At 68.5% G+C, this 13,033-nt stretch carries 14 protein-coding genes; 7 read left to right on the forward strand and 7 right to left on the reverse strand.

Going from position 1 to position 13,033, the window contains the following annotated elements:
- Window positions 1–65 precede the first annotated feature (65 nt).
- The 3 genes from T8K17_RS15190 (at window position 66) to T8K17_RS15200 (ending at window position 1,843) form a co-directional block, all read left to right on the forward strand.
- The gene (locus T8K17_RS15190) at window positions 66–536 is read left to right on the forward strand and encodes a chemotaxis protein CheW (RefSeq protein WP_322330583.1); all 471 of its coding nucleotides are present in this window, start codon (window positions 66–68) and stop codon (window positions 534–536) included.
- A gap of 65 nt (window positions 537–601) precedes the next feature.
- Entirely contained in the window at window positions 602–979 is a 378-nt protein-coding gene (locus T8K17_RS15195; RefSeq protein ID WP_322330584.1) for a response regulator, read from the forward strand.
- A gap of 30 nt (window positions 980–1,009) precedes the next feature.
- A complete protein-coding gene (locus T8K17_RS15200) occupies window positions 1,010–1,843 on the forward strand; it encodes a protein-glutamate O-methyltransferase CheR (protein ID WP_322330585.1) in 834 nt (277 codons plus the stop codon).
- A gap of 154 nt (window positions 1,844–1,997) precedes the next feature.
- Here the strand turns inward: T8K17_RS15200 and T8K17_RS15205 are convergent, their stop codons facing one another.
- Genes T8K17_RS15205 through T8K17_RS15220 form a run of 4 tightly spaced genes read right to left on the reverse strand, consistent with a single transcriptional unit; the run spans window position 1,998 to window position 7,128 of the window.
- Window positions 1,998–2,573: a sarcosine oxidase subunit gamma gene (locus T8K17_RS15205; protein ID WP_322330586.1), complete on the reverse strand. Its 576-nt coding sequence runs from the start codon at window positions 2,571–2,573 to the stop codon at window positions 1,998–2,000.
- Window positions 2,566–5,583 (reverse strand): sarcosine oxidase subunit alpha family protein, encoded by a 3,018-nt coding sequence (locus T8K17_RS15210; RefSeq protein WP_322330587.1) that lies wholly within the window; start codon window positions 5,581–5,583, stop codon window positions 2,566–2,568. The genes T8K17_RS15205 and T8K17_RS15210 overlap by 8 nt, the downstream gene beginning before the upstream one ends.
- Window positions 5,580–5,858: a sarcosine oxidase subunit delta gene (locus T8K17_RS15215; RefSeq protein WP_322330588.1), complete on the reverse strand. Its 279-nt coding sequence runs from the start codon at window positions 5,856–5,858 to the stop codon at window positions 5,580–5,582. Before T8K17_RS15215 ends, T8K17_RS15210 begins: the two co-directional genes overlap by 4 nt.
- Before the next feature lie 13 nt (window positions 5,859–5,871).
- Window positions 5,872–7,128 (reverse strand): sarcosine oxidase subunit beta family protein, encoded by a 1,257-nt coding sequence (locus tag T8K17_RS15220; RefSeq protein ID WP_322330589.1) that lies wholly within the window; start codon window positions 7,126–7,128, stop codon window positions 5,872–5,874.
- Window positions 7,129–7,308: 180 nt separating this feature from the next.
- Between T8K17_RS15220 and T8K17_RS15225 the strand changes: the two genes are divergently transcribed.
- Window positions 7,309–7,695, forward strand: a complete 387-nt coding sequence (locus tag T8K17_RS15225) for an MAPEG family protein (protein WP_322330590.1) — start codon at window positions 7,309–7,311, stop codon at window positions 7,693–7,695.
- Between the two features lie 177 nt (window positions 7,696–7,872).
- Here T8K17_RS15225 and T8K17_RS15230 read toward each other — a convergent pair whose 3' ends face one another.
- Both T8K17_RS15230 and T8K17_RS15235 read right to left on the reverse strand, forming a co-directional pair.
- Complete coding sequence (locus T8K17_RS15230) at window positions 7,873–9,051, reverse strand: FAD-binding oxidoreductase (RefSeq protein WP_322330591.1); 1,179 nt, start codon at window positions 9,049–9,051, stop codon at window positions 7,873–7,875.
- Window positions 9,048–9,806: an NAD kinase gene (locus T8K17_RS15235; protein ID WP_322330592.1), complete on the reverse strand. Its 759-nt coding sequence runs from the start codon at window positions 9,804–9,806 to the stop codon at window positions 9,048–9,050. Before T8K17_RS15235 ends, T8K17_RS15230 begins: the two co-directional genes overlap by 4 nt.
- Before the next feature lie 174 nt (window positions 9,807–9,980).
- On the opposite strand from T8K17_RS15235, the gene T8K17_RS15240 reads away from it, so the two are divergent.
- Entirely contained in the window at window positions 9,981–10,469 is a 489-nt protein-coding gene (locus T8K17_RS15240; protein ID WP_322330593.1) for a molybdopterin-guanine dinucleotide biosynthesis protein A, read from the forward strand.
- Window positions 10,470–10,823: 354 nt separating this feature from the next.
- On the opposite strand, the gene moaA is transcribed toward T8K17_RS15240, so the two are convergent.
- Window positions 10,824–11,867 (reverse strand): GTP 3',8-cyclase MoaA, encoded by a 1,044-nt coding sequence (gene moaA, locus T8K17_RS15245; RefSeq protein ID WP_322330594.1) that lies wholly within the window; start codon window positions 11,865–11,867, stop codon window positions 10,824–10,826.
- 83 nt (window positions 11,868–11,950) lie between these two features.
- Between moaA and mobA the strand changes: the two genes are divergently transcribed.
- Both mobA and T8K17_RS15255 read left to right on the forward strand, forming a co-directional pair.
- Window positions 11,951–12,592 carry a molybdenum cofactor guanylyltransferase MobA gene (gene mobA, locus T8K17_RS15250; RefSeq protein WP_322330595.1) on the forward strand — a complete coding sequence of 214 codons (642 nt, stop codon included), beginning with the start codon at window positions 11,951–11,953 and terminating at the stop codon, window positions 12,590–12,592.
- Window positions 12,592–12,978: a hypothetical protein gene (locus T8K17_RS15255; protein WP_322330596.1), complete on the forward strand. Its 387-nt coding sequence runs from the start codon at window positions 12,592–12,594 to the stop codon at window positions 12,976–12,978. Before mobA ends, T8K17_RS15255 begins: the two co-directional genes overlap by 1 nt.
- Window positions 12,979–13,033: the final 55 nt, after the last annotated feature.

Consider the following 13,033-nt stretch of genomic DNA (forward strand, 5'->3'; position numbering starts at 1 on the left):
GGGGTCTCGCCGGTAGAGTCCCTTTCAGAACGAAGCGGCCCGGTCGGCCGAGCAGGAGACAGACGATGAACGCGCTCACCCCGCAAGTCAGTGATTCAGGTAACGCCATGACCATGGCGGATGTCGTCCAGTTCGTGACCGTGAAGGTCGGCAAGCAGAGCTTCGGCATCCCGGTCCTCGACGTGGAGGACATCATCGGCCCGCAGCCGGTGACCCGTGTGCCGCTGTCCCTTCAGGTGATCCGGGGCTCGCTCAACCTGCGCGGCCGCATCGTCACCGCGGTGGACCTGCGCACCCGGCTCTCGATGCCGAAGTCCGACAGCGACCACCACATGAACGTGGTCGTCGAGTACAAGGGCGACCTGTACAGCTTGGTCGTCGACGAGGTCGGCGACGTTCTGAACATCAACGACGCCGCGATCGATCCGCATCCGGCGACGATGTCCGCCAAACTTCGTGAAGTCTCCAACGGCATCCACAAGCTTGATGGCGAGCTGCTGGTCCTGCTGGACGTCTCCGAAGTCCTCACTTTCTAAGTGTTTGCCTGGTTCTGAAAGTTTGTCTGGGACCCGTGCGGGCCCCGATTGCCGGAGGTTTGGTCATGCCTATCTGCCTGATCGTCGATGATTCCTCAGTCGTGCGGAAGGTTGCCCGCCGTATCGTGGAGAAGTTCGGTTACGAGGTCGCCGAGGCGGCCGACGGTACCGACGCGCTCGACTACGTGAATGCCAATCCGATGCCGGAAGCGATCCTGCTCGACTGGAACATGCCGAAGATGCAGGGCATCGACTTTCTGGAGAGCCTCCGCAAAATGCCGAACGGCAAGGATCCGAAGGTGGTGTTCTGCACCACCGAGAACGACCTTTCCAAGATCAGCCGCGCCCTGTGGGCCGGCGCCGACGAATACATCATGAAGCCCTTCGACGAGGACATCCTCGCCACGAAGTTCGCGACCGTGGGCCTCCGCTCCGCCGCCTGATCCGCAACTCCAGCGTCCAGGGGGGTCGCCATGAACAAAGCTGATTTCGAGCATTTTATCGGGTTTCTCAAAACCAAAGCTGGAATCGTCATTACCGCCGAGAAGGCCTATCTGGTGGAGAACCGCCTGGCGCCGATCGCCCGCAAGCACGGGATGAACGATGCCAGTGACGTGCTGACCAAGATGCGGCAGATGCCGTCCGCCGCCCTGGTCAGCGACGTGCTGGATGCGATGACGACGAACGAGACCCTGTTCTTCCGCGATCAGCGGCCGTTCGACCAGTTCCGCGACAACGTCCTGCCGACCCTGATGGAGCGCAACGCCGCTTCCAAGCGGATCAGGATCTGGTGCGCGGCCTGTTCCAGCGGACAGGAGCCCTATTCGCTGGCCATGCTGTTCAACGAGCTCGGCGCGAAGGTGGCCGGGTGGCGCCTGGAGATCGTCGGCACCGACATCTCCAAGACCATCCTGGAGCGCGCCCGCAAGGCGGAATACTCCCAGTTCGAGGTGCAGCGCGGTCTGCCGATCACCATGCTGGTGAAGTATTTCGAGCAGAAGGGCGAGAGCTGGCACCTGAAGGCCGACATCAAGAACAAGGTGTCGTTCCGCGAGTTCAACCTGCTGGAGAACCCGCGCGCGCTCGGTCAGTTCGACGTGGTGTTCTGCCGCAACGTGCTGATCTACTTCGATCATCCGACCAAGGCGGAGATCCTGGCGCGCATCGCCGGCGTGATGCCGGCGGACGGTCACCTGTTCCTCGGCGGTGCCGAGACGGTGCTGGGCGTATCCGACAAGTTCGCGGCCGCGCCGGGTCTGCGGGGCATCTACGTCCCCACCGACAAGGCCGCCGCCCGCGCGGCGTAAGCCTTCCGAAAGAAAATTCAGCGTCATCCCGGACAAGACCGGGCTTGACCCGGGTTTGGGCCGGGACCGTGCGACAGTGCCGGGTCCCGGACCGCCCCCGGATCAGTCCCGGATTAAATCCGGGACGGGGCCGTCCGGGATGACGTTTTATGAGTTAAGCCCCCACCGCCACGCCGTATTGCCGGCCGGTGGCGATCAGGCGTTCGGCCAGGCTGCGGGCATAGCCACGGGGCAGGTGCAGGTCGAAGGTCGCCGTGCCCAGACGCCGGTCGATCGTCACCGGCACATGGTACAGTGCCGTCGAGACCACCCGGTCCTCGGCGAAGGCCCGCGGATGCAGGTCGATCCCCGTGCCGCCGGCCAGAACCTCCCGGACCCGCGCGCCGGACACCCGCAGGGTCGCGCGGCCATGGCTCTGGTCGACCAGCGCCGCCCCGGCCCCCGCGCAGCGTTCCCGCAGCATCCCCATCAGGTCCTGTGTCCCCGCCGACAGGGCCATCCAGCGCCCCGGCGCCAGGCTGAGCAGCCGCAGCCCGTCCACCGACACCGCCCGTCCGGGCGCCGGCAGGGGCAGGGCGACGGCGGCCATGCGGTCCGGCCGGCAGTCGATCTGCACCTGGTCCATCACCCGCGCGCCGAGGGTCACGCCGGCCGGCGTATCGCTGACCGTCCCGGCGAACAGGGCCGCGACCGGCGACAGGCGCGGGGGCAGGGTCACGGTGTCAGCCACGCAGCTTTCCTCCCTTGGGGTCGACGAAGACCGGATCTGTGATCCGCACCTCTATCTGCAGCTTCCGCAGCGGGAACACCGCCCACAGCGTCTCGCCCTTGCGCGCCAGACCGCCGGAGACGAAGCCGAGCGCGATCGGGTGCCCCACGGTCGGCGAGAGATAGGCGCTGGAGGAGACGTGCCCGAGCTTCTCCGGCCCGAGCGCACCCGGTGGCACCGGGGCGGCCGGATCCGCCACGAGGATGGACCCAGCCGGGATGCGCGTCTTCCCGTCCACCGGCACCAGCCCGACCAGCTTGGGGCGGGCCGGGTCGGTGAAGGCCGGCTTGTCCAGCATGGCGCTGCCGACGAACCATTTCTTGCTGCTCGCCATGCGGCCCATGCCGGCATCGTCCAGGGTCACCCGCCCGTCCAGTTCCGCATGGGTGACGTGGCCCTTCTCGATGCGCAGGATCGCCATCGCCTCGGTGCCGTAGGGGCGGATGCCGTGCGGTTGCCCGGCGGCGATCAGCGCCTCCCAGACCCGCGTGCCCCAATCGGCCGGCACGTTGATCTCGTAGCTCAGCTCGCCGGAGAAGCTGATCCGGAAGATCCGCACCGGCACCCCGGCGATCCGCGCCGTCGTCACCCCCATGAAGGGCAGGACGGCGTCGGAGACGTCGGCGCCGTCCGCCACCACGTCGCGCGCGTTCGGTCCGGCCAGCGCCATGGCGGCCCACTGCTCGGTCACCGAACAGGCGTGGACGTCCAGCTCCGGCCAGACCACCTGCAGGTACCACTCGATCAGCGCCATCACGTCGCCGGCATGGGCGGTGGTGGTGGTCATCAGGTAGTGGTGTTCGCCCAGCCGGGAGGTGGTGCCGTCGTCGTAGACGATGCCGTCCTCGCGCAGCATCAGCCCGTAGCGCGCCTTGCCGACCGCCAGAGTCTTGAAGCCGCTGGCATAGAGCCGGTTCAGCAGCTCGCTCGCGTCAGGACCCTGGATGTCGATCTTGCCCAGGGTGGAGACATCCACGAGCCCGACGGCGGTGCGGACGGCGGTGACCTCCTCGGTGATCGCCCGGTCCATCGCCGCCTTGCCGCCGGCCTCGCCCGGCGCGAGATAGTATTGCGGCCGCATCCAATGACCGGCCTCCACGAAGGTCGCCCCGTTGGCGGCATGCCAGTCATGCATGGCCGAGCGCCGCTCCGGGGTGTGGTGGCGGCCCCGGTCGCCGCCGGCGAAGGTGCCCATCGCGACGGGGGTATAGGGCGGTCGGAAGCGGGTGGTGCCGACCTGCGGGATCGGCTCGCCCCGGGCCTGGGCCATCAGCGCATGGCCGATGATGTTGGAGGTCTTGCCCTGGTCGGTGCCCATGCCGAGCGTCGTGTAGCGCTTGAGGTGCTCGACCGACACGAAGCCTTCCCGGTGGGCCAGGGCGATGTCGTCGGCGGTGACGTCGTCCTGCAGGTCGACGAAGCGCTTCTTGCCGGAACCCACTGACCAGAACGCCTGGATCGGGCGCTGATCCGGCTCGTCGGTGGCGGGCGTGTCGGGCAGGGCGCCGGGGGCGAATCCGGCGGCTTCCGCCGCGTCGGCGCCGGCCTTGAACCCGTCGGTCAGGCAGGCGGCGAGGCTGAAGGCGCCGCGGGCCGCCCCGACCGAGACATGGGCCTGGCGCGCAGCACCCGGCACGAAGGCGGCGAGGCCGTCGTCCCAGTCGATCCCGCCCAGCGCGTGGGTGTGCAGATGCACGGCCGGGCTCCAGCCGCCGGACACCGCCAGCAGGTCGCAGGGCTCGAACAGCGGGCGGCCGCTGCCGTCCAGCGGAGCGATGTCGCAGCCGATGACGGCGAGCCTTCCATGCACCTTTGTGACGGCGGCATTGTCGATTGTCTCGATCCCGGCGGCGTCGCAGCGCTCCCGCCAGGTACTGTTTCCGGCCGGGCGGGTGTCGACCACGCGCATGACCTCGACACCGGCGGCGCGCAGGTCCAGCGCGGTGCGGTAGCCGTCGTCGTTATTCGCCACCACCACGGCGCGGCGTCCCGGCCGCACGGCGAAGCGGTGGAGGTAGCTGCGCACGGCCCCGGCCAGCATCACGCCGGGCCGGTCGTTATGGGGAAAGGCGATGTGCCGCTCGATGGCGCCGGTCGCCAGCACCACCCGCCCGGCGCGGAGATGCCAGAGCCGCTGGCGCGGCACGTGGGGCGGCGGAACCGGCAGATGGTCGGCGACCCGTTCCACCGCGCCGATCATGTTGTCGTCGTAATAGCCGAAGGCGGTGGTGCGGGTGAGGATGCGGACCTCGGCCAGGCTCTCCAACTCAGCCCGTGCCTGGGCCACCCAGCGCATGGCGGCGACACCGCCGATGGTCTCGCGCTCCGAGCGCAGCCGTCCGCCGAGCGCGTCGGTCTCCTCCACCAGGATGACCCGCGCGCCGCTGCGCCCGGCGGTCAGCGCCGCGGCCAGCCCGCTCGGCCCGCCGCCGACCACCAGCATGTCGCAATGGGCCGACATCCGCTCGTAGCTGTCGGGATCGCGCTCGGTGGTGGCCCGGCCCATCCCGGCGGCGGCGCGGATGCGCTTCTCGTAGAAGTGCCAGCCGGGGAAGCCCATGAAGGTCTTGTAGTAGAACCCGGCGACCAGGAAGCGGCCGGCCAGGTCGTTCAGCTCCATCGCGTCGAGGGCCAGCGACGGCCAGCGGTTCTGGCTGGTCGCCTCCAGCCCGTGGAACAGCTCGGCCATGGTGGCGCGCGTGTTCGGCTCCTGCCGGCCGCCGCGGCGCAGCTCGACCAGGGCGTTCGGCTCCTCCGGACCGGCGGTGAAGATGCCGCGTGGTCGGTGATACTTGAAGCTGCGCCCGACCAGGGTCACGCCGTTGGCCAGCAGGGCGGAGGCGAGCGTGTCCCCGGCATATCCCGTGTAGCTCTTGCCGTCGAAGCGGAAGGACAGGGCGCGGCGGCGGTCGATCTCGCCGCCGGTCGGCAGGCGGAAGGCATTCACGTCCTTGAGGCGGCCGAGGATCATCGCGGTACCTCCAACTCGGCGTCCGGCCAACCGCAGGCCAGCACCTCATGGGACGTCACGTCGCGCAGCACCTTCACATAGCGCCGGCAGCCGTGGATGTGGTGCCAGAACTCCAGATGCGGGCCGGGCGGGTTGTCGCGCAGGTAGACGTAGTCGTGCCAGTCGGCCGCGGTCGCCGTGGCGGGATCGGCCCGGCGGGCCCTGGTCGCGTCGCCGGCATAGGAGAACTCGGCCTGGTCGCGCGGGCCGCAATGGGGGCAGGTGATCCGGATCATGCGCGTGCGCCCCTCAATGCAGCTTCGGGGTCGGCCCCTTGCCGCCCTCGTCCAGCAGGTGCCCGGTCTCGAACCGCTCCAGCCCCATCTCCCGGTTGGTCTCGTGCGGCGCGTCATGGGCGATGGTATGGGCGAAGGCGTAGCCCGAGCCGGGGGTCGCCTTGAACCCGCCATAGCACCAGCCGGCGTTCAGATAGAGGTTGTCGAACGGCGTCTTGGAGATGATCGGGCTGCCGTCCATCGACATGTCCATGATGCCGCCCCAGCTCCGCAGGATCCGCAGCCGCGACAGGTGCGGCATCATCGCCAGCCCGTTGGCCATCACGTCCTCCACCACCGGCAGGTTGCCGCGCTGGGCGTAGGAATTGTGGAAGTCGATGTCGCCGCCCAGCACCAGCCCGCCCTTGTCCGACTGGCTGATGTAGAAATGCCCGGCCCCGTAGGTGACGACCCCGTCGATCAGCGGCTTCAGCGGCTCGGTCACGAAGGCCTGGAGCACATGGGATTCGATCGGCAGCTTCCAGCCCAGCATGGCGGCGACCCGCGAGGTGTTGCCGGCCACGGCCATGCCGACCCGGCCGCAGCCGATGGTGCCGCGGCTGGTCTTCACCCCGGTGATCCGGTCGCCGTCGCGCTCGAACCCCACCACCTCGCAGTTCTGCAGGATGTCGACCCCGCGCCGGTCGGCGCCGCGGGCGAAGCCCCAGGCGACCGCGTCGTGCCGGGCGGTGCCGCCGCGCGCCTGCAGCAGCCCGCCATAGATCGGCCAGCGGGCATCGGTCGAATAGTCGAGATGCGGATACAGTTTGCGCACGCCGTCGCGGTCCAGCAGCTCGGCATCGATGCCGTTCAGCCGCATCAGGTTGCCGCGCCGCGCATAGGCGTCCATCTGCCCGTCATTGTGAGCGAGGTTGAGCACGCCGCGCTGGCTGAACATCACGTTGTAGTTCAGGTCCCGCGACAGGCCCTCCCACAGCTTCAGGGAGTGCTCGTAGAAATGGGCGTTGCCGTCGAGCATGTAGTTGGAGCGCACGATGGTGGTGTTGCGCCCGACATTGCCGCCGCCGATCCAGCCCTTCTCGACCACCGCCACATTGGTGATGCCGTGATTGCGGGCGAGGTAATAGGCAGTCGCCAGCCCGTGGCCGCCGCCGCCGATGATGATCACGTCGTAGGATTGTTTCGGCTCCGGATCGCGCCAGGCGCGGATCCAGCCCTTATGCCCCGTGAGCCCCTCGCGGATCAGCGAGAAGACCGAATATTCCGCCATCGCCGGTTCCCTCCCAATGCGGGGAAGTCTGCACCAGGGAAGGGGGTGTGCGAAGCCGGGATCGGACGAATTCTGACATGGAGGCGTCACGGCGGCGCCATGGGGACGATTTCCGTCCTTGCTCCATCGATAGCAAAGGGATCTACGATCCGAAACCTTTCCCTGTCCGGAGATCGAGCGATGATCACAGCGGCCTATGCGGGACTTCTTGGACTGATCTTTCTGATCCTCACGGTGCGGGTCGTCATGCGGCGCGGGGCGGTCAGGGCGACCCTGGGGACCGGCGGCGACGTCCTGCTCGAGCGCCGCATCCGCGCCCACGGCAACTTCATCGAGTTCGTGCCCCTGGTGCTGATCTTGATGATCCTGCTGGAGATGCAGAACGTCTCGATCTGGATCGTGCATGTGGTGGGGGTGTGCCTGGTGATCGGCCGGGTGATCCACGGCGCGAACATCAGCCGCGAGAACGAGAGCCTGGGGGGCCGCGTCGTCGGCATGGTGCTGACGATGACCGCGCTGGGGGTGGCGTCGATCTTCGCGCTGCTGCGGAGCTTCGGGGTGATGTGAGGGGAGTTCCCCCACCAACGATCACTCCCCGGATTTATTCCGGGGCAAGGTGTCGGCGTGATCGAGAGTCAGTAAGAGCTCTCGATGTCCACGCACGGTCAAGCCTCGCCCCGGAATAAATCCGGGGAGTGAGGTAGGGGAGGGGAGTGAGTGGGAGAATGAGAGGGCGTAGCCGCGCTATTTTTTCCCCAGCCCTGGCCGGTCCGGCGCCAGTTCTGCCTTCGTCAGGCCGAGCGCCGCCATGTCATCCGGGACGTCGCGGCCGAGCGCCATGGCGGCGCTGAAGCGGCCCATGGCGGCACTGGTCTGGATGCCGTAGCCGCCCTGGCCCGCCACCCAAAGGAAGCCCTCGGCCGCCGGTGCGAAGCCCACCACCGGCGACTTGTCGGCGACGAAGCTGCGCAACCCCGCCCAGGTCGAGTGCGGGCGATTGATCACGAAGAGCGTGTCGGTCTGGATCCGGTCGATGGCCAGAGCCACGTCCTCGATCTCCGGCTGGGCGTCGGTCGGGGGCGAGGGGATCTCGTCGGCCGGGCTGCCCATCATCCGCCCGCCTTCCGGCCGCACGTACCAGGATTCGTCGCACAGATCGGTCATCGCCCAGCGCGACGGATCGGCGGTGGTGCCGTCGCGCAGGGTCGCGTCGAAGGTGAAGGCGGTGCGCCGCTTGGGGATCAGGCCGATCTTGGCGGCGCCGGCCATCTCGCCGACCACGTCGCACCATGCACCGGCGGCGTTCACGACGATCGGGGCGCTGAAGGTGCCGGCCCGGGTCTGCACGGTCCACACGCCCTCGGCGCGGGACAGGCCCATGACCTCGGCGTCGGTGACCACGCGGCCGCCCTTGGCCCGCAGGCCCCGCAGGAAGCCGTGCAGGATGGCGTTGACGTCCATGTCCATCGCACCCGCCTCATAGGCGCCGGCGACGATGCGGTCCGGGTCGAGATAGGGGGCGATCTCGAACAGCGTCTTGCCGTCGATCCGCTCCATGCTGGGGGATTGCGCCAGCTCGTGGGCCAGGGTGTCGAGCAGCTCCTCGGTGGCCACGGCGGCGGCGCCGCGCGGCGTCATCAGCGGCGCGTCGGCGAACCCCTCCGGCGGGCTCTCCAGGAACGGCCGGGTGATCTTGTTCAGCTTGCGGATGGTCGCGTTGCCGTAGTTCTCGAAGAACAGCGCCGCCGAGCGTCCGGTGGTGTGGTAGCCGGGCTGGCTCTCGCGCTCCAGCAGGATGACCTTGGCATCGTCGGCCATGAAATACCCGGCCGAAGCCCCGGCCATGCCGCCGCCGATGATCAGGATGTCGGCGGTGTTCGGGTTGGCCGTATTCGGGTGGGCGGTATTCGTATCGGTGGTCATGGGGCGAACTGCTCCATCAAAACGCGTTCTTCGAGATTGTGTTCCGGGTCGTAGAGCACGGTGAGCTCCACGTCGCGGTCCTCGCGGACTTCCACTTCCACCACGTCGTGCACTTCCATCACGTCGGCGACCGCGTTGATCGGGCGCTTCTCCGGGCGGATGGTCTCGAAATGGATGACCGCGCCGCGCGGCAGCAGCGCACCGCGCCAGCGCCGGGGACGGAAGGCGCTGATCGGCGTCAGGGCCAGCACATTGGCGCCGAGCGGGATGATCGGGCCGTGGGCGGACAGGTTGTAGGCCGTCGACCCGGCCGGGGTGGCGACCAGCACGCCGTCGCAGACCAGCTCTTCCATGCGCTCGCGGCCGTCGACGGAGATCCGGATCTTCGCCGCCTGGGCCGAGGCGCGGAACAGCGAGACCTCGTTGATCGCCAGTCCCTCGACCCGGGTGCCGTCGCGGCAGGTGGCGTGCATCCGCAGCGGGTGCAGGATGACCGGCTGGGCCTTCTGCAGCCGCTCGATCAGCCCTTCCTCGTGGAACTCGTTCATCAGGAAGCCGACGGTGCCCCGATTCATCCCGTAGATCGGCTTGCCGGCGCCGATGGCGGCGCGCAGGGTCTCCAGCATGTAGCCGTCGCCGCCCAGGGCCACGATCACGTCGGCCCGGGTCGGCGCCACGCTGCCGTAGCGCCGGCACAGGATCTTCTGGGCCTCGCGCGCTTCGTCCGTGTTGGCGGCCACGAAGGCGAGGGCCATACTCTTTGTATCGGCTGTCACAGCATTACTCCGTCGCCCGCCCCGTGGTATGCCCACCCTGCGGTCCGGCGGCACCATAGGCGAAACCGGGGAGGCGGTGCATCCCTCAATCCGCGCGCGCGTTCCCTCATGTCAGGTCCTCCCGGCGGGGCGGCCGCTGTTTTGGAGACCACCATGCGTATCGTGCTTTTCGCCTTCCTGATCGCGGCCGCCCTGTCCCAGTCCGTCACCGGCGCCAGCGGCGCCTGGGCGGACGAGCGGCACGAGGGCTATTACTATCCGAAGATCACCTCCACCGAGGTCTACAAGGCGCGCGTCCAGAAGCTGCGCGATTCCGACCGGGTGCGGCGACTGGGATTCGTCACCGGCATGGCCGCGGGCGCGCAGGAGAAGGCCTATGCGCCGCAGATGGCGTTCTTCGCCAAGGGCCGCGACGCGGAGAAGGCGATCCTGATCGGGCTGGAGGACGGCCGCATGGCGACGCTCTACCGGGCGCGGGCGGTGCTGGCCCTGCTGACCGCGACGGCGCGGGCGACCCCGGTGTTCCGGGATCTCGATCCGGACGGCCAGTACACGTTCCTGGATCTGTTGGCGCTGCTGGGCTTCGAGGAGCTGACGGTCAGCGACGGCCGCAGCTACGCGCACCGGATCGAGATCAAGTAGGACGGCACCTGGTGTCCCGAGTCAGGCACTCATGCCTCCCAACGACCTCGCCCTGAGCAGCCCGTGAGGGCGTGTCGAAGGGCCGGGTGCGGGTCGGGCCCTTCGACGCGCCCCTGAAGGGGGCTGCTCAGGGCGAGGTCGGGGGACAAAGGAAAGAATCCCGGAGAGTCGAATAGGCTACTACCTCTACTCCTTACGCACTCCCCGGCCTTGTGCCGGGGCAAGAGCAGTGGAACACGCGGGCGCCAGGTAAGATGACCACCTGCGCCCGGCCAAGCGGACGCCTTGCCCCGGAATAAATCCGGGGAGTGTGAAAAGGTGGTTGGGGAAGGGGGCAGGGAAAGAGCCCGTGCCTCAGCCGCCCGTCACGCTCATGTGCCGCGAGACCGCCGGGCCGCGGTGGCGGCGGTCGATGATGAAGTCGTGACCCTTGGGCTTGCGGGTGATCGCCTCGCGGATCGCGTCGTGCAGTGCACCGTCGCTCTCGCTCGCCCGCAGCGGTTCGCGCAGGTCGGCGGCGTCGTCCTGGCCGAGGCACATGTACAGCGTGCCGGTGCAGGTCAGCCGAACCCGGTTGCAGCTCTCGCAAAAATTATGGGTCAGCGGCGTGATGAAGCCGAGCCGCCCGCCGGTCTCCGCCACCGACACGTAGCGGGCCGGGCCGCCGGTCTTGTACGGGATGTCGGTCAGGGTGAAGCGCTGGGCCAGCCGCGCGCGCACCGCCGACAGCGGCAGGTACTGGTCGAGCCGGTCCTCGCCACCGATGTCGCCCATCGGCATGACCTCAATCACGGTCATGTCGTAGCCCCGGTCGCCGCACCATTGCAGCATGTCGCCGAGTTCGTCGTCGTTCACGCCCTTCAGCGCCACGGCGTTGATCTTGATGGCGATGCCGGCCTTGTCGGCGGCGTCGAGCCCGGCCATGACCTTGCCGATGTCGCCCCAGCGGGTGATAGCGCGGAACTTGTCCGGGTCCAGCGTGTCGATCGACACGTTCAACCGCTTCACCCCGCAGGCCGCCAGGTCGTCGGCGAAGCGCGAGAGCTGGCTGGCATTGGTGGTGATCGTCAGCTCCTCCAGGCCGCCGCCGTCCAGGCGGGCGCCGAGGCGGCGGATCAGCCACATGATGTCGCGCCGCACCAGGGGCTCGCCGCCGGTCAACCGCAGCTTCTTCACGCCGAGATCGACGAAGGCGCCGCACAGCCGGTCCAGCTCCTCCAGCGACAGCACGTCCTTCTTCGGCAGGAAGGTCATGTTTTCCGCCATGCAGTAGACGCAGCGGAAGTCGCAGCGGTCGGTCACCGAGACCCGCAGATAGGAGATCGCCCGCTGGAACGGATCGATCAGCGGTGCGGGTGCCGGGGTCGACAGGATTGAAGAGGTGGAGGTTTCGGTCATCATCCCCGATATATACGACCAGAATAACGGGATCGAAAGGGGTGCCGGGGAAATGGACCTATGACGCGCTCGGGATTTTCACCATGACGGATGCCATGGACGCGCGGCCGACACCCCCTCCGGCCTCCGGCGACGCCGTTCTCGGCGTGATCCTGGCCGGCGGCCTCGCCCGGCGCATGGGCGGCGGCGACAAAGGGCTGGTCGCGCTCGACGGCCGCACCCTGCTGCAGCGGGTGATCGACCGGCTGGAGGGGCAGGTCGGCGGGCTGGTGTTGAACGCCAACGGCGATCCGGCGCGGTTCGCGGCCTACGGGCTGCCCGTCGTCGGCGACACGGTGGCGGACCATCCGGGGCCGCTGGCCGGGATCCTCGCCGGCCTGGAGCATGCCGCGGCGGGCGGCTGGGACTGGATCGCGACGGTGCCGGTCGATACGCCCTGCCTGCCGGGCGATCTGGTCGACCGGCTTCGGGTGGCGCTGGCGGACGAGGCGGCGGAGATCGCCTGTGCGGCGTCGGGCGGCCGGGTGCATCCGGTGGTCGGGCTCTGGCCGGTGACGCTGATCGGCCCGCTGCGCGCGGCGTTGGCGGAGGGGACGCGCAAGGTGGAGGCCTTTGCCGGCGCCCGTCGGCGGGCGGTCGCTGAATGGCCGGCAGCGCCGCACGACCCGTTCGTCAACGTGAACGCGCCGGAGGATCTGCAGCGCATCGCGGACCGAGACAAGTGATGCAGCGGAAGCGCTTGCCCTGGGGCGCGGAATACCGCACGGTTTGCGCCATGATGCGCAAACCGATGATTCTGTTGGCCGCCTGTCTCGGGCTGGTCGCGTGCGGCGAGGAGGAGCCCAAGGGCCCTCCGATGTCGAAAATCTTCGTGCGCAACGACAGCTCCACCGAGGCCAATCTGCGCATCAAGTTCTGGTCGAAGGACTACATGAAGGTGTCCGCCGGCGACAGCGCGGAGATCGCGTTCGTCAATCAGGACGGCATCAACGCGGTCCAGGTCGAGGCGAAGACCCGCAAGCAGTGGGACGACTGCTGGGTGACCATGAATGTCGGCGAGACCATCGTGGTGTTCGACGCGGTCGAGCGCATCGGCTGCCGGGTCGAGTAACGGCACTCCCTCCCTCCTTCCCTCTCCTCTTTATCCGACTTCCTGGACGATCCCG

This window comes from Thalassobaculum sp. OXR-137, assembly GCF_034377285.1.
GTDB lineage: Bacteria > Pseudomonadota > Alphaproteobacteria > Thalassobaculales > Thalassobaculaceae > Thalassobaculum.